General features: G+C 52.6%; 16 protein-coding genes. 12 read left to right on the top strand and 4 right to left on the bottom strand.

Annotation, left to right across the window (positions count from 1 at the left end):
* From murD to lpxC, 9 genes are all read left to right on the top strand, one after another.
* Positions 1 to 1,317 carry a UDP-N-acetylmuramoyl-L-alanine--D-glutamate ligase gene (gene murD / locus KKH3_RS16575; protein WP_039361578.1) on the top strand — a complete coding sequence of 439 codons (1,317 nt, stop codon included), beginning with the start codon at positions 1 to 3 and terminating at the stop codon, positions 1,315 to 1,317.
* Complete coding sequence (gene ftsW / locus KKH3_RS16570; RefSeq protein WP_039361576.1) at positions 1,317 to 2,519, top strand: cell division protein FtsW; 1,203 nt, start codon at positions 1,317 to 1,319, stop codon at positions 2,517 to 2,519. Before murD ends, ftsW begins: the two co-directional genes overlap by 1 nt.
* Positions 2,516 to 3,607 (top strand): undecaprenyldiphospho-muramoylpentapeptide beta-N-acetylglucosaminyltransferase, encoded by a 1,092-nt coding sequence (gene murG / locus KKH3_RS16565; protein ID WP_039361574.1) that lies wholly within the window; start codon positions 2,516 to 2,518, stop codon positions 3,605 to 3,607. Before ftsW ends, murG begins: the two co-directional genes overlap by 4 nt.
* A 62-nt stretch (positions 3,608 to 3,669) precedes the next feature.
* Positions 3,670 to 5,130 (top strand): UDP-N-acetylmuramate--L-alanine ligase, encoded by a 1,461-nt coding sequence (murC, locus tag KKH3_RS16560; protein WP_039361573.1) that lies wholly within the window; start codon positions 3,670 to 3,672, stop codon positions 5,128 to 5,130.
* 8 nt (positions 5,131 to 5,138) lie between these two features.
* The gene (locus KKH3_RS16555) at positions 5,139 to 6,059 is read left to right on the top strand and encodes a D-alanine--D-alanine ligase (protein WP_039361571.1); all 921 of its coding nucleotides are present in this window, start codon (positions 5,139 to 5,141) and stop codon (positions 6,057 to 6,059) included.
* Between the two features lies 1 nt (position 6,060).
* Entirely contained in the window at positions 6,061 to 6,885 is an 825-nt protein-coding gene (gene ftsQ / locus KKH3_RS16550) for a cell division protein FtsQ (RefSeq protein WP_039361569.1), read from the top strand.
* Positions 6,886 to 6,938: 53 nt separating this feature from the next.
* Entirely contained in the window at positions 6,939 to 8,195 is a 1,257-nt protein-coding gene (ftsA, locus tag KKH3_RS16545) for a cell division protein FtsA (protein WP_010298002.1), read from the top strand.
* 67 nt (positions 8,196 to 8,262) lie between these two features.
* Entirely contained in the window at positions 8,263 to 9,414 is a 1,152-nt protein-coding gene (ftsZ, locus tag KKH3_RS16540) for a cell division protein FtsZ (RefSeq protein ID WP_005975217.1), read from the top strand.
* A 104-nt stretch (positions 9,415 to 9,518) separates the two neighbouring features.
* Positions 9,519 to 10,436, top strand: coding sequence for a UDP-3-O-acyl-N-acetylglucosamine deacetylase (gene lpxC, locus KKH3_RS16535; RefSeq protein ID WP_039295256.1), 918 nt, complete (start codon positions 9,519 to 9,521; stop codon positions 10,434 to 10,436).
* Between the two features lie 12 nt (positions 10,437 to 10,448).
* On the opposite strand, the gene KKH3_RS16530 is transcribed toward lpxC, so the two are convergent.
* The gene (locus KKH3_RS16530) at positions 10,449 to 10,976 is read right to left on the bottom strand and encodes a DUF721 domain-containing protein (protein WP_039361567.1); all 528 of its coding nucleotides are present in this window, start codon (positions 10,974 to 10,976) and stop codon (positions 10,449 to 10,451) included.
* Between the two features lie 26 nt (positions 10,977 to 11,002).
* Here KKH3_RS16530 and secM point away from each other — a divergent pair, with 26 nt between their 5' ends.
* The 3 genes from secM (at position 11,003) to mutT (ending at position 14,818) form a co-directional block, all read left to right on the top strand.
* Positions 11,003 to 11,518 (top strand): secA translation cis-regulator SecM, encoded by a 516-nt coding sequence (gene secM, locus KKH3_RS16525; RefSeq protein ID WP_181939659.1) that lies wholly within the window; start codon positions 11,003 to 11,005, stop codon positions 11,516 to 11,518.
* Between the two features lie 111 nt (positions 11,519 to 11,629).
* Complete coding sequence (gene secA, locus KKH3_RS16520; RefSeq protein WP_039361563.1) at positions 11,630 to 14,332, top strand: preprotein translocase subunit SecA; 2,703 nt, start codon at positions 11,630 to 11,632, stop codon at positions 14,330 to 14,332.
* Between the two features lie 90 nt (positions 14,333 to 14,422).
* Complete coding sequence (gene mutT, locus KKH3_RS16515; protein ID WP_039361561.1) at positions 14,423 to 14,818, top strand: 8-oxo-dGTP diphosphatase MutT; 396 nt, start codon at positions 14,423 to 14,425, stop codon at positions 14,816 to 14,818.
* 44 nt (positions 14,819 to 14,862) lie between these two features.
* On the opposite strand, the gene yacG is transcribed toward mutT, so the two are convergent.
* Genes yacG through coaE form a run of 3 tightly spaced genes read right to left on the bottom strand, consistent with a single transcriptional unit; the run spans position 14,863 to position 16,486 of the window.
* Complete coding sequence (yacG, locus tag KKH3_RS16510) at positions 14,863 to 15,057, bottom strand: DNA gyrase inhibitor YacG (protein WP_039361558.1); 195 nt, start codon at positions 15,055 to 15,057, stop codon at positions 14,863 to 14,865.
* A gap of 57 nt (positions 15,058 to 15,114) precedes the next feature.
* The gene (gene zapD / locus KKH3_RS16505) at positions 15,115 to 15,867 is read right to left on the bottom strand and encodes a cell division protein ZapD (RefSeq protein WP_039361556.1); all 753 of its coding nucleotides are present in this window, start codon (positions 15,865 to 15,867) and stop codon (positions 15,115 to 15,117) included.
* Positions 15,860 to 16,486, bottom strand: a complete 627-nt coding sequence (gene coaE / locus KKH3_RS16500; protein WP_039361555.1) for a dephospho-CoA kinase — start codon at positions 16,484 to 16,486, stop codon at positions 15,860 to 15,862. Before coaE ends, zapD begins: the two co-directional genes overlap by 8 nt.
* Positions 16,487 to 16,658: the final 172 nt, after the last annotated feature.

The raw sequence follows: 16,658 nt of genomic DNA, 5'->3' as shown, positions 1-16,658 counted from the left end.
ATGGTGGACTATCAGGGTAAAAAAGTCGTCATTATCGGGTTGGGTCTGACCGGGCTCTCCTGTGTTGATTTCTTTCTCGCGCGTGGTGTCGTACCACGCGTGGTGGATACCCGTATCAGTCCGCCGGGTCTGGATAAGCTGCCCGAGCAGGTAGAACGACACCTCGGTAGCCTGAATGAAGACTGGCTGTTGAGTGCGGATTTGATCGTCGCCAGCCCAGGTGTGGCATTGGCGACACCGATTTTGTGTGACGCCGCCGATGCTGGCATTGAGATCGTTGGCGATATCGAATTGTTCTGCCGTGAAGCGCAGGCACCGATTGTGGCGATTACCGGTTCTAACGGTAAAAGCACGGTGACGACGCTGGTCGGTGAAATGGCACGAGCTGCGGGCTGGCAGGTGGGCGTCGGTGGCAACATTGGCCTGCCTGCGCTGCAACTGCTCGAACAGCCTGCTCAGCTTTATGTGTTGGAGCTGTCGAGTTTCCAGTTGGAAACGACGCGTAGCCTGCACGCCGCAGCGGCAACCATTCTGAACGTGACGGAAGATCACACCAACCGTTACCCGTTTGGTCTACAGCAGTATCGGGCGGCGAAATTGCGTATTTATGAGCACGCGGATTTGTGTGTTGTGAATGCTGATGATGCGCTGACCATGCCGGTTCGCGGTGCAGATGCTCGTTGTCGCAGTTTTGGGGTTGATGTCGGCGATTATCATCTCAACCGTCAGCAGGGGGAAACCTGGCTGCGGGTGGACGGTGAACGTGTGCTCAATACCCGTGAAATCAAACTTGTCGGGCAGCACAATTATACAAACGCATTGGCAGCGCTGGCGCTGGCTGATGCTGTGAAAATTCCACGTTCGTCTGCGCTGACGGCGTTGACGTCCTTTACCGGGCTGCCTCATCGTTTTCAAATGGCCTTTGAGCGTAACGGCGTGCGGTGGATCAATGATTCTAAAGCGACCAATGTGGGCAGCACTGAGGCGGCATTGAGCGGCTTGGCGGTAGAAGGCACGCTGCACTTGCTGTTAGGCGGTGACGGTAAATCTGCCGATTTCTCGCCGCTGGTGCCGTATTTGCAGGGCGAGCACATTCATTTGTATTGCTTCGGTCAGGATGGTCAGCAGCTGGCTGCGCTGCGTCCAGAAATTGCCGAGCAGACAGAAACGATGGAACAGGCAATGCGCATCATCGCCGAACGCGTTAAGCCAGGCGATATGGTGTTGCTGTCGCCAGCCTGCGCCAGTTTGGATCAGTTCCGCAGTTTTGAACAGCGAGGCGATGAATTCGCTCGTCTGGCGGAGGAGTTAGGCTAATGCGGTTCTTCGGGCTGGCGTTTATCGAACGCATCAAGAGCTGGGTTATGGGAACGCGCGAAAGCGATACGCTCAGTATTGTTCTGTATGACAGAACGTTGGTGTGGTTGACGCTTGGGCTGGCCGTGATTGGTTTTGTGATGGTGACCTCGGCTTCTATGCCTGTTGGGCAGCGTCTTGCCAGCGACCCATTCCTGTTCGCGAAGCGTGATGCGATTTATCTGGGGTTGGCATTTGGCCTGTCGTTAATCACGCTGCGTGTCCCGATGGAGATATGGCAACGTTATAGCCCAGTGCTGCTACTGCTCGCCATGGTTATGTTGTTGGTGGTGCTCGCGGTGGGAAGCTCGGTCAACGGTGCATCACGCTGGATTTCGCTAGGGCCATTGCGTATTCAGCCTGCGGAATTATCCAAGCTGGCGCTGTTTTGCTACCTGTCCAGTTACATGGTGCGCAAAGTTGAAGAAGTACGAAATAACTTCTGGGGTTTTTGCAAACCGATGGGCGTGATGGTGGTACTGGCGGTTCTGTTGCTAGCGCAGCCTGACCTCGGTACCGTGGTTGTGCTGTTTATTACGACGCTGGCGATGTTGTTTCTGGCGGGCGCCAAGATGTGGCAGTTTCTGGCGATTATCGGCTGTGGGGTGTTTGCCGTTGGCCTGTTGATTGTGGCTGAACCTTACCGTATGCGGCGTGTGACGTCTTTCTGGAACCCATGGGACGATCCGTTTGGCAGTGGCTACCAGTTAACGCAGTCCCTGATGGCATTTGGGCGAGGTGAATTCTGGGGGCAAGGGCTGGGGAATTCAGTACAGAAACTGGAATATCTGCCGGAAGCGCATACCGATTTCATTTTCTCTATTTTAGGTGAAGAACTCGGCTATATCGGTGTGGTTTTGGCGTTGTTAATGATATTCTTCGTCGCTTTTCGCGCGATGTCTATCGGGAAGCGGGCGCTGGAGATCGATCAGCGCTTTTCAGGCTTTCTGGCATGTTCGATCGGTGTCTGGTTCAGCTTCCAGACGCTGGTGAACGTAGGCGCAGCGGCGGGGATGCTACCGACGAAAGGGCTGACGTTGCCGCTCATCAGTTACGGCGGCTCCAGCTTGCTGATTATGTCGACGGCGATTGTGTTGCTGTTACGCATTGATTTTGAAACGCGTCTGACGAAAGCGCAGGCGTTTACGAGAGGTGCCCGATGAGTGGCGAAGGCAAGCGTTTGATGGTGATGGCTGGCGGTACGGGCGGGCATGTCTTCCCCGGGCTGGCGGTTGCGCATCACCTGATGGCGCAGGGCTGGCAGGTTCGCTGGTTAGGTACGGCGGATCGTATGGAAGCCGATTTGGTGCCTAAGCATGGTATCGAAATTGATTTTATCCGTATTTCTGGCTTGCGTGGTAAAGGCATTCTGGCGCAGTTAAGCGCGCCGATTCGTATTTTTCAGGCCGTGCGTCAGGCGCGGGCAATTATGCGCCGCTACCAGCCTGATGTGGTGCTGGGCATGGGCGGTTACGTTTCCGGTCCCGGCGGTTTGGCAGCCTGGCTGTGTGGTATTCCGGTCGTATTGCATGAGCAGAACGGGATTGCAGGGCTGACCAACCGCTGGTTATCCCATATCGCAAAAAAGGTATTGCAGGCATTTCCGGGCGCGTTTCCCAACGCGGATGTGGTGGGGAATCCGGTCAGAACCGATGTACTGGCGTTACCTACGCCTGAAACACGATTAGCCGATCGCTCAGGCCCTGTGAGGGTGCTGGTTGTCGGTGGTAGTCAGGGCGCGAGAGTGCTGAACCAAACGCTGCCCGGCGTGGCTGCACAACTGGGCGATCGCGTGACGATTTGGCATCAGGTCGGCAAAGGCGCGTTATCAACCGTTCAGCAGGCCTATCAGGATCTTGGACAGACGCAGCACAAGATTACCGAGTTTATTGATGACATGGCGGCAGCTTACGCTTGGGCGGATGTTGTGGTGTGCCGTTCCGGCGCATTAACCGTCAGTGAAATTGCGGCGGCTGGGCTACCAGCACTGTTTGTCCCCTTCCAGCATAAAGATCGGCAGCAGTACTGGAATGCGCTGCCGTTGGAAAAGGCAGGTGCGGCAAAAATTATTGAGCAGCCACAGTTCAGCGTGGAGGCTGTTAGTGAGGTGCTGTCCGGTTGGGACCGCGCAACCTTGCTAACAATGGCGCAAAAAGCCCGCGCAGTGGCGATTCCAGATGCAACCGAACGGGTTGCGGTTGAAGTCAGTGCAGCGGCAGGCAGTCGGGTCACACATGTGGCTCATGGTTAATTAATACAACGTTGTCGGACACAAGGCTGTACGACGGCGCTACAAGGTAGCGATAGAATAAAGTGAATACTCAACAACTGGCGAAACTACGTTCAATCGTGCCCGAGATGCATCGCGTCCGGCACATACACTTTGTCGGCATCGGCGGTGCTGGCATGGGTGGTATCGCCGAAGTGTTGGCCAACGAAGGTTATGAGATTAGCGGGTCCGATCTGGCTCCGAATGCGGTGACGCAGCAGTTGAGCGAACTTGGCGCACAGATTTATTTTCACCACCGTGCGGAGAACGTTCTGAACGCCAGCGTGGTGGTGGTGTCGAGTGCGATTACTGCGGATAACCCTGAGATTGTCGCCGCGCATGACGCACGTATTCCAGTGATCCGTCGTGCCGAGATGTTAGCGGAACTGATGCGTTTTCGTCACGGTATTGCGATTGCGGGGACGCACGGCAAGACGACAACAACCGCGATGGTCACCAGTATTTACGCAGAAGCGGGATTAGATCCGACGTTTGTAAATGGCGGATTAGTGAAGGCGGCGGGAACGCATGCGCGTTTGGGCTCAAGCCGCTACCTGATTGCGGAAGCAGATGAAAGCGATGCGTCTTTCCTGCATTTGCAGCCGATGGTGGCGATTGTGACCAACATTGAAGCCGACCATATGGACACCTATCAGGGCGATTTTGAGAACCTGAAGCAGACGTTCATCAATTTCCTGCACAACCTGCCGTTTTACGGGCAAGCGGTGATGTGTATTGATGATGCGGTAATCCGTGAGCTGCTGCCGCGTGTGGGTCGTCATATCACCACGTATGGCTTTAGCGACGATGCCGATGTGCGTATTTCAGGGTATTACCAGACTGGTGCGCAAGGGCATTTTACGCTGGAGCGGAAAGATAAACCGCTGCTCACTGTCACGCTGAATGCGCCGGGGCGTCACAATGCGCTCAACGCAGCGGCGGCGGTTGCCGTGGCGACCGATGAGGGTATTGATGACGAGGCGATTCTGCGCGCGCTTGAGCGTTTTCAGGGCACCGGACGTCGTTTCGATTTCCTCGGTGAGTACCCGCTTGAACTGGTGAATGGGCAACGCGGTACGGCGATGTTGGTGGATGATTACGGTCACCATCCGACGGAAGTCGATGCCACCATTAAAGCAGCCCGAGCCGGGTGGCCGAATAAGCGATTGGTCATGATTTTTCAGCCACATCGCTATACGCGAACCCGCGATTTGTATGATGATTTTGCGCACGTGTTATCGCAGGTTGACGTGCTGCTGATGTTGGATGTGTATTCCGCTGGAGAGTCGCCGATTCCGGGCGCGGACAGCCGTTCACTGTGCCGTACAATTCGCGGAAGAGGTAAGATTGATCCGATTCTGGTGACGGATGTGGATACTTTACCGGAACTGTTGTCACAGGCGCTGCGAGGTGAAGACCTTATTTTGGTTCAAGGTGCCGGCAACATCGGTAAATTGGCGCGTAAACTGGCTGATTCCAGATTACAGCCGCAGATGAGTGAATGAGGAACATCATGACTGAGAAAGTTGCTGTATTGCTTGGTGGAACCTCTGCCGAACGTGAAGTGTCGTTACTTTCCGGTCAGGCGGTTTTGGCTGGCCTGAAAGAGGCGGGCATCAATGCGCATGCGGTTGATACTCGTGACGTCTCTGCGACGACGCTGAAGGAAGAAGGCTTCGCCAAGGTTTTCATCGCATTACATGGTCGTGGTGGCGAAGATGGCACATTGCAGGGCGTCCTGGAGTTCCTGGGATTGCCTTATACCGGTAGCGGCGTTATGGCGTCTGCGCTGACGATGGATAAACTCCGCACCAAACAGGTGTGGCAAGCGGTCGGGTTACCCGTGTCGCCTTACGTGGCGTTGGATCGTCGACAATATTCAGAGATGGCAGCAAACGCGCTGTTGGCAAAGTTCACCCACCTTGGACTGCCGTTGATTGTCAAGCCAAGCCGTGAAGGTTCCAGCGTTGGTATGAGCAAAGTGAACACGCTTAGCGAGCTGCCTGCGGCACTGGAAGAAGCATTCCGCCACGATGACGATGTTCTGGTCGAAAAATGGCTGACCGGCCCTGAGTATACGGTTGCTATTCTGGGTGACGAGGTATTGCCTTCTATCCGTATTCAGCCTGCGGGTACGTTTTACGACTATGAAGCGAAGTATTTGTCGGACGATACGCAGTATTTCTGCCCGAGTGGTTTGCCGGACGATAAAGAGCAGGCGTTAGCTGAACTGGCTATGGCGGCTTATCGTGCCGTGGGCTGCCGTGGATGGGGACGTGTCGATTTTATGCTGGATAGCGACGGCGCTTTCTATCTGCTTGAAGTGAATACGTCTCCCGGGATGACGAGCCACAGCCTGGTTCCTATGGCTGCGCGCCAACGTGGGCTGACTTTCTCGCAACTGGTCGTGAAAATTTTAGAGCTCGCTGGCTGATATGTCGCAGGCAGCGCTGAATACACGCGGACGAGAGCCTGAAACGAAAGGAACACGTCGCAGTAATGGAGGCCAATTGGCAGGGATGATTTTCCTGCTGATGGTGATAGGGACGATCGTCTGGGGAAGCTGGATGGTAGTGGGGTGGATGAAAGATGCCAGCCGTTTACCGCTCTCCCGCATGGCAGTGACAGGAGAAAGGCAGTACACCACCAACGACGATATCCGTCAGGCCATTTTGTCGTTGGGGGCGCCGGGAACGTTCATGACACAGGATGTGAACGTGATCCAGCAGCAGATTGAACGCCTGTCGTGGATAAAACAGGCCAGCGTGCGTAAGCAGTGGCCGGACGAATTAAAGATTCATCTGGTTGAATATGTTCCGGTAGCACGTTGGAATGACCAACTGATGGTTGATGCGGAAGGAAATTCGTTCAGTGTACCCGCCGAACGTATTGGTAATCGCAAGATGCCATTGCTGTATGGCCCGGAAGGCAGTGAGGCTGAAGTGTTGGAAGGCTACCGCACAATGAATCAGACGCTGGCAGCCGGGAAGTTTACGTTAAAAATGGTTGCGATGAGTGCTCGGCATTCGTGGCAACTAGGATTAGACGATGATACTCGCCTGGAGCTGGGGCGGGACGATAGGGCCAAGCGTCTGCAACGCTTTATCGAGTTGTATCCGCTATTACAGCGGCAGGCTCAGAGTGAAAACAAACGCATCAGCCATGTCGACTTGCGGTACGACAGCGGAGCTGCGATAGGCTGGGCTCCAGCCTTGCTTGATCAACAAGACGTTGATCGGCAACGAGTTGGTCAGCAATAAGACATTGATCAGCAACAGAACAGTAACCAGAAACGAGCACAGGCTAAACAACAATGATCAAGTCGACGGACAGAAAACTGGTAGTTGGGCTGGAAATCGGTACAGCAAAAGTGGCTGCGCTGGTAGGGGAAGTTCTGCCCGATGGCATGGTCAATATTATTGGCGTAGGCAGTTGCCCGTCACGCGGTATGGATAAAGGCGGCGTAAACGATCTGGAATCGGTCGTTAAATGTGTTCAGCGCGCTATTGATCAAGCTGAGTTGATGGCAGACTGCCAGATCTCTTCCGTGTATCTGGCGCTCTCGGGAAAACACATCAGCTGCCAGAATGAAATAGGGATGGTGCCTATTTCAGAAGAAGAGGTCACGCAGGACGACGTAGAAAGCGTGGTGCATACCGCTAAATCCGTGCGCGTGCGTGATGAACACCGTGTTCTCCATGTGATTCCACAGGAGTACGCGATCGATTATCAGGAAGGGATTAAAAACCCAGTTGGCTTATCCGGCGTGCGTATGCAGGCGAAAGTCCACCTGATAACCTGCCATAACGATATGGCGAAGAACATTGTTAAAGCCGTTGAACGCTGCGGCTTAAAAGTTGACCAGCTTATTTTTGCGGGGCTGGCTTCCAGTTATGCGGTTCTGACTGAAGACGAACGTGAGCTGGGCGTGTGTGTTGTTGATATCGGCGGCGGTACAATGGACATCGCTGTCTATACTGGCGGCGCATTGCGACACACTAAAGTGATTCCGTATGCGGGCAATGTGGTTACCAGCGATATTGCCTACGCATTTGGTACGCCGCCGACGGATGCCGAAGCGATCAAGGTGCGACACGGTTGTGCATTAGGCGCGATTGTCGGCAAAGATGAGAATGTGGAGGTCCCGAGTGTTGGAGGACGTCCACCTCGCAGTCTGCAAAGACAGACATTGGCGGAAGTGATTGAACCACGTTACACCGAGCTGTTGAACTTGGTGAACGATGAACTTTTACAGTTGCAGGAGCAGTTGCGTCAACAAGGCGTGAAACACCATCTGGCGGCAGGGATTGTGCTGACGGGCGGTGCCGCGCAAATAGACGGTCTGGCGGCTTGTGCGCAGCGTGTGTTCCATACACAGGTGCGTATTGGACAACCAATGAATATAACAGGGCTGACGGATTATGCCCAAGAGCCTTATTACTCAACGGCGGTTGGGTTGCTGCATTACGGAAAAGAATCTCATCTGGGTGGTGAGCATGAAGTCGAAAAACGTGCCTCAGTGAGCAACTGGTTCAAGAGAATCAACAGCTGGTTGAGGAAAGAATTTTAATTTTATCAAAGAGATCACCTGGCACAGTTTATGATCTCGTAGTTACAGGCACAAACGGAGAGAAATTATGTTTGAACCAATGGAATTAACCAACGACGCGGTGATTAAAGTCATCGGCGTCGGTGGCGGCGGTGGTAATGCCGTCGAACACATGGTGCGTGAGCGCATCGAAGGCGTCGAGTTCTTCGCGGTCAACACGGATGCGCAGGCATTACGTAAAACGGCTGTTGGCCAGACTATTCAGATCGGTAGCGGTATCACAAAAGGTCTGGGTGCAGGTGCTAACCCTGAGGTTGGCCGTAATTCGGCTGAAGAAGATCGCGAAGCACTGCGTTCAGCACTGGAAGGTGCTGATATGGTGTTTATCGCCGCCGGTATGGGCGGTGGTACGGGAACAGGTGCTGCGCCAGTAGTCGCCGAAGTCGCAAAAGATTTGGGTATTCTGACCGTTGCTGTCGTGACCAAGCCTTTCAACTTTGAAGGCAAAAAGCGCATGGCATTTGCGGAGCAGGGTATCGCTGAGCTGTCTAAGCACGTCGACTCGCTGATCACCATTCCAAACGACAAACTGCTGAAAGTTCTGGGACGCGGTATCTCCCTGCTGGATGCATTTGGCGCGGCAAACGATGTACTGAAAGGCGCGGTACAAGGTATTGCCGAGCTGATTACGCGTCCGGGTCTGATGAACGTCGACTTTGCAGACGTGCGTACCGTGATGTCCGAAATGGGTTATGCCATGATGGGTTCCGGTGTTGCGCGTGGTGAAGACCGTGCAGAAGAAGCGGCTGAAATGGCGATCTCCAGCCCACTGTTGGAAGACATCGATCTGTCCGGCGCACGTGGCGTGTTGGTCAACATTACGGCGGGCTTTGACCTGCGTCTGGATGAGTTCGAGACGGTAGGTAATACCATCCGTGCATTCGCGTCCGATAATGCGACAGTCGTAATCGGTACGTCGCTTGACCCGGAAATGAATGATGAACTGCGTGTAACGGTTGTTGCGACGGGTATCGGTATGGACAAGCGTCCTGAGATTACTCTGGTAACGAACAAGCAGGCCAGCCAGCCTGTGATGGATCATCGTTATCAGCAACACGGTATGACGCCACTGGCGCAGGAAAAACCGGCTGCCAAAGTGGTTAACGACCAGAATCCGCAGACGAATAAAGAGCCAGACTATCTGGATATCCCAGCGTTTCTGCGTAAGCAGGCAGACTAATTTGCTGCCAGATAACGTTGGAATCTCCGCTCTTTGTGCTAAACTGTGCCACCGAGCCTGGTGTATACTAGGTCGGTAGGTTCAGTAACATGCGAGATAAAATGATGATCAAACAACGTACATTAAAACGTATTGTTCAGGCGACTGGTGTCGGGTTACATACCGGCAAGAAGGTCACGTTGACCATGCGTCCTGCACCGGCAAATACCGGGGTCATCTATCGCCGCACAGACTTGAATCCCCCGGTTGATTTTCCGGCTGATGCAAAATCCGTGCGTGATACCATGCTCTGTACTTGCCTGGTTAATGAGCATGACGTCCGTATTTCTACGGTGGAGCATCTTAACGCTGCGCTTGCAGGGTTGGGCATTGACAATATTGTCATTGATGTTGACGCGCCAGAAATTCCCATTATGGATGGCAGCGCCAGCCCGTTCGTTTACCTGCTGTTAGATGCGGGTATCGAAGAGCTGAATTGTGCCAAGAAATTCGTACGCATCAAACAGTCCGTTCGCGTTGAAGATGGCGACAAGTGGGCCGAAATGAAACCGTTTAACGGCTTCAGTTTGGATTTCACTATCGACTTCAACCACCCGGCGATTGATGCCGGCAACCAGCGCTATCGTTTGGATTTCTCCGCTGATGCGTTTGTTCGCCAGATCAGCCGTGCGCGTACCTTCGGCTTCATGCGCGATATCGAATACTTGCAGTCTCGTGGGTTGTGCCTGGGCGGCAGTATGGATTGTGCTATCGTCGTTGACGATTACCGCGTACTGAACGAAGACGGTCTGCGTTTTGAAGATGAGTTTGTTCGCCATAAAATGCTGGATGCCATCGGTGACCTATTTATGTGTGGCCACAACATCATCGGTGCGTTTTCTGCGTTTAAATCTGGACACGCACTGAACAACAAACTGTTGCAGGCTGTGCTGGCAAATCAGGAAGCGTGGGAATACGTGACATTTGAAGACGAAGCTGAGATGCCGTTGGCATTTAAAGCACCGTCTATCGTGCTAGCATAACGCTTAAAGCCGTTACTTCTTATTACGACTGGTTTTTCTGGTACTCTCTCCGGCCAGTGAAGCCAGTCGTTCTAATATCTTTCTGAGTTTTTCCGGGCTGTTGCCTGCTAACGTCCTCAATGTCTCCGCACTTTGTTCACTCAACTGACGCAACGGTTTGTCGTCGGTATTTTCCGTCGCTGCAATGTCACTATTTTTCACGATTTCATGCCCTTTTGCGGCAAGCGTTGGATTAATCCTGATGTCGATTGAAGCCAATGATGGTAGTATTTGTGCGCGTAATGCAGAGAGCAACGCAGGTTGTTCGTAACGTAACCGCATCAGCCAACTGGCGTTGGCGGTTTCCAGTATTAGTAAACCTTGCCGGTAATTAGCGACGCGACACCATGGGTGCAACGGTGCTGGCAGTAATCCGCGTACGGCACGATTGAGTTTTAATAAGGCGATAGCGCGCTGTTGCACATCTTGTAGCGGGCCTTTACCCGACATAGATGCGCTATCAAACAGAAATTCCAGTGATTGTGGGCGGCTATCACGCATAGACCTGGCTCCGGTGGATGTTACTCGTGATTGGTATTCTAAATCGTTGGCGACAATTTGGCAGACGTTATTTCTGGCCGCATCTCTTATTAGGGATGGTCGCGGCGAGTTTTGGCCTGCCGACAAGCCTGAACGACTCACAGGATATCGCCTCACTCCCTAATTCAAGCTCTAGCGTTAGTCGCCAGAATAACGTATCGCTGAACCTTACCGATCTGGTTGCGTTGAAAGAAGCGCATCGGCGCTCGTCCTACAGCGTTGACTACTGGCATCAGCATGCGATTCGTACGGTAATCCGCCACCTTTCTTTTGCGTTGACGACGCCACAGACGGCCAGTGCCCAGCAGGTTGACGAGCTTCAACCTCATTCTCTGGTTTTGCTAGATACGCTAAATGCATTGCTGACGCAGGATTCACAGTATCCCTTTGTGATCTCCCCTCATGCTGGGCGCGTCACTTTTTATCCTCAGGCACACCATCAAATCGGCATCTGGCTTGCCCAAATCCGCGGCATCCGTGCAGGGCCATATATTCTCAGCTGAAAGTGTAGTGGATAATTAGCTGAAGAAATTTCTCTCGTTTTTGCTGAGTTTCTCAGTTTTTCGATGTTGTGTTGCCACTGGATACGTGGCATTTGTGAGATTAAAACTATTATGGTCATGAATATCCTAACCAAAATTTTTGGTAGCCGTAACGATCGTACGCTGCGTCGTATGCGTAAAAATGTTGATGTCATCAGTCGTTTAGAGCCAGAAATGGAAAAACTTTCAGATGAGGAACTGCAAGCGAAAACGCTGGAGTTCCGTGTTCGTCTGGAAAAAGGCGCAACGCTCGAGAGTCTGTTGCCTGAAGCCTTCGCCGTGGTGCGTGAATCCAGTAAGCGTGTATTTGGTATGCGCCACTTTGACGTGCAGCTGCTTGGCGGTATGGTACTGAACGAACGCTGCATCGCAGAGATGCGTACTGGTGAAGGTAAAACGCTGACGGCAACGTTGCCTGCGTACCTGAACGCGCTGACGGGTCGTGGCGTACACGTCGTGACCGTGAACGATTATCTGGCACAGCGTGATGCTGAAAATAACCGTCCTTTATTTGAATTCCTTGGCCTGAGTGTCGGCATCAACCTGCCGGGTATGCCTGCTCCTGCGAAGCGTGAAGCGTATGCCGCAGACATCACCTACGGTACCAATAACGAATACGGTTTTGACTACCTGCGTGACAACATGGCGTTCAGCCCAGAAGAGCGTGTGCAGCGTAAATTGTACTACGCGCTGGTGGATGAGGTTGACTCCATCCTGATCGATGAAGCGCGTACGCCGCTGATCATTTCTGGCCCGGCTGAAGACAGCTCTGAGCTTTATATCAGCGTCAATAAAATCATCCCTCACCTGATCCGTCAGGAGAAAGAAGATTCGGATACCTTCCACGGCGAAGGCCACTTCTCTGTTGATGAGAAAGCGCGTCAGGTTAACCTCACCGAGCGAGGTCTGGTTCTGGTAGAAGAATTGCTGGTGAAAGAAGGCATTATGGAGGAGGGCGAATCACTGTATTCTCCGACGAACATCATGCTGATGCACCATGTGACCGCCGCGCTGCGTGCGCACGTGCTGTTTACCCGCGATGTGGATTACATTGTGAAAGACGGTGAAGTGATCATCGTTGACGAACACACTGGCCGTACCATGCAGGGGCGTCGCTGGTCCGATGGTTTGCATCAGGCTGTTGAAGCGAAAGAGAAGGTGACCATTCAGAATGAAAACCAGACGCTGGCTTCCATTACCTTCCAGAACTACTTCCGCCTGTATGAAAAACTGGCTGGTATGACCGGTACGGCAGATACCGAAGCGTTCGAATTCAGCTCCATCTATAAGCTGGATACGATTGTGGTGCCGACCAACCGTCCGATGATTCGTAAAGACTTGCCTGACCTGGTCTACATGACTGAGCAGGAAAAAATCGATGCTATTATTGAAGATATCAAAGACCGCTCGGTAAAAGGCCAGCCGATTCTGGTCGGTACGATCTCTATCGAGAAATCGGAAGTGGTTTCTCATGCGTTGGAAAAAGCGGGCATCAAACATAATGTGTTGAATGCGAAATTCCACGCCATGGAAGCCGATATCGTTGCTCAGGCGGGTCAGGCTGGCGCGGTGACTATCGCGACTAATATGGCCGGTCGTGGTACGGACATTGTATTGGGTGGTAGCTGGCAGGCAGAAGTCGCACATCTGGAAAATCCAGATGACGCACAAATTGCAGAAATCAAAGCGGCCTGGAAAGTGCGCCATGATGCGGTGTTGGCTGCGGGTGGTTTGCATATTATCGGTACAGAGCGCCATGAGTCTCGCCGTATCGATAACCAGTTGCGTGGTCGTTCTGGTCGCCAGGGGGATGCGGGTTCATCACGCTTCTACCTGTCGATGGAAGATGCGCTGATGCGTATTTTTGCCTCCGATCGCGTTTCCAACATGATGCGTAAACTGGGTATGAAACCGGGCGAGGCGATTGAGCACCCGTGGGTCACCAAGGCGATTGCTAACGCACAGCGTAAAGTGGAAAGCCGTAACTTTGATATTCGTAAACAGCTGCTGGAATACGATGATGTGGCGAACGACCAACGTCGTGCGATCTACACACAGCGTAACGAACTGCTGGATGTGTCCGATATCAGTGAAACCATCACCAGTATTCGTGAGGATGTGTTTAAAGCGACTATCGACAGCTATATTCCACCGGAATCTCTGGAAGAAATGTGGGATACGGAAGGCCTGGAGCAGCGCCTGAAGAACGACTTCGACCTGGATATGCCGATCAAGGCGTGGCTGGATAAAGAGCCTGAGCTACATGAAGAAACGTTGCGTGAGCGTATTTTCCAGCAGGCGCTTGAGGTTTATCATCGCAAAGAAGAAGTGGTTGGCGCGGAAGTCATGCGCAACTTCGAGAAAGGCGTGATGCTGCAAACGCTCGATTCCTTGTGGAAAGAGCATCTGGCGGCAATGGATTACCTGCGTCAGGGCATCCATTTGCGTGGCTATGCACAGAAAGATCCGAAACAAGAATATAAGCGAGAGTCGTTCTCTATGTTTGCCGCAATGCTGGAATCACTGAAATATGAGGTGATCAGTACGCTGAGCAAAGTTCAGGTGAGAATGCCGGAAGAAATCGAAGCGCTGGAGCAGCAACGCCGTGAAGAAGCTGAGCGTTTGGCGCAGCAGCAACAGTTTAGCCATCAGGAAGAAGATAGCCTGAACATGGGTTCACCGGCGCAGGCTGACCGTAAAATTGGACGTAACGACCCTTGCCCCTGTGGTTCAGGCAAGAAATATAAGCAGTGCCACGGTCGCTTACAGAAATAATTGGCCGCTGAATCCAGTGATTAAAATGTGATAAGTACAAGGGCGGTCATTGACCGCCTTTTACTTGATAAGAACCTGATAGGAAGTGTCATGACGCAAAAACAGTTATCCGTCGCGGTCGGCATCATCCGCAATGTGGAGCAGCAATATTTCATTGCTCGCCGCCCTGATGGCGTTCATATGGCAGGGATGTGGGAATTTCCCGGCGGTAAAGTTGAAGAGGGCGAAACGCCAGAGCAGGCGCTGATTCGTGAACTGCGTGAAGAAACGGGCATTGAAGCGAGCGCACCACAGGCGCTAAACGACAAAACGTTTTCTACGCCGGAGAGAATTATCACGCTTCATTTCTTTCTGGTTGAAACATGGCAGGGGGAACCCTATGGCCGGGAAGGTCAGGAGTCTCGCTGGGTTAGCGTAGAAGAATTACGTGAGGAAGAATTTCCGCCAGCGAATGCAGAGATGATCCGCTGGCTGAAATCGCTTTAATCTAGCTTTACCTGTCTGAAAGCCATCATCGCGAAACGCGGCCGTTAGCGCGTTTCGCTCCACTCTTCACTATCAGAAACCATATCATCACTTGGAATGCGCTTTTCTTCATCAGCCCATTCACCTAAATCGATGAGTTGACAACGTTTGCTGCAAAATGGGCGATAGATGCTGGTTTCATCCCAGATGACCGCCTGCTTGCAGGTTGGGCATTTCACTGTCGTAATTTCTGTGGTCATAAAATTCTTTTTCACTCTATTTGTGACTCAACACATTCTGATTTGCCAGAGCTGAGTCTAGCAGCAGGCCAGTTCAAATGTTAAACGCGGAGGGATGTGGCCGTTTTCGATATCTAATGGCAGAAAACGGATGGCATAGCGTGTCTTATGACCGGATATCTGTGGATAGAGCTGATGTACCAGTTCAAGGCGCAAACGCAGCAGATCAGCATCGGAGGCATTGTCCTGGAAGAAACCGTTCAGGCTTGTCTGAGGGCGGAATGTGCCGGAGTGGCGGATCAGTTCCAGGATCATATCCAGCGCTTGTTTGAGCGGAGACAAAGAGTTAAGCCAGCCGGAAACCAATTTCTCACGCAGTTCCTGAGGTTGGTGTAACCAGCTATGCAGTGTAGGTAAATCGAAACTGCAACATCCACCGGGGATCCCCAGTCGCTGGCGAACCATGCCAATCAGGCGATCTTCCCGTAAGAACTGCCCCATTCGTGGTGCAGCCATCAGCGTACTGGCCAGATCTTTCAACTGGCGTCTCAGCGTATGGATGCGCTCCATGTCAACGCCTGGTACGTCACTCCATTGCAGCAGTTTTTGCTGTTGCCGCTCTAGTTCTTTCAGTAGCTCGGTACGTACATCTCCACGTTCCAGCACATCGAGCAGTTCGGCGATAGCACGAAAAAATGTCAGAGCGCCTCCCATATCGGTCAGGGAGTGGTTTTGGTGCAACTGCTGCAATAATGACTCGATACGCAACCAGGTACGTGTTTTTTCGTTCAGCGGGTATTCGAATAAAATCGTTGAGGGAGCGTCACTCATTCTTAGTCATCCTGTCGGCTGCGTAGGCGGCGAGCTTCAGGTACTGGCGGTGTAATTCCGCAACCTGTGGAGCCAGCGCGTTTGGGCAGCGACTGTTATCAATAATATCATCGGCATAAGCCAGGCGCTGTTCTCGGGTAGCCTGTGCTGCCAGTATATTTTCTGCTTGTTGCTGGCTGATGCCATCGCGGGCCAGCGTGCGTGCAAGCTGTGTTTCTTTGTCTACATCAACGACCAGGATACGCTGCGCTCGCTGTTGTAAACCGTTCTCCACCAGTAAAGGGACGACCCACAGAATATACGGTGCGGATGCAGCCTGAAACAGGGCCTGTGTTTCCTGATGGATCAACGGATGGAGTAAATTATTCAGCCACTGCTTCTCCTCAGGTGAGGAAAAAATCCGTTGGCGTAGTGCGGTGCGGTTCAATGAACCATCGATATTGAGTATAGCGTCGCCAAACCGGATCCTGATGGTATCCAGCGCGGGTTTCCCAGGCTCGACTACTTGACGCGCGATGATATCAGCGTCAACGATAGTGGCCCCTAATTTGGCAAATTCATCGGCTACGGTACTTTTGCCGCTGCCGATACCGCCCGTTAAGGCTACGATGTATGTCATTGCACCCGTGTTGAAAAGTTAACATTGCTACTATTTTCAAGTGGAGAGGAATACTTTCCTCTGCCCCTGAAGTCAATCAGGCATAAACCGCAGTGTGCTTCACGCTATCACGTTGCTCGGTGATAGGTAAATTTCTCTGATTTTATCCCAAATAAAGTGAAAATCGCAGTCT

It is taken from the genome of Pectobacterium actinidiae (genome assembly GCF_000803315.1).
GTDB classification, from domain to species: Bacteria; Pseudomonadota; Gammaproteobacteria; order Enterobacterales; family Enterobacteriaceae; genus Pectobacterium; species Pectobacterium actinidiae.
Note: the sequence above shows the minus strand (reverse complement) of the source record. Positions and strands in the feature narration are given on the sequence as shown.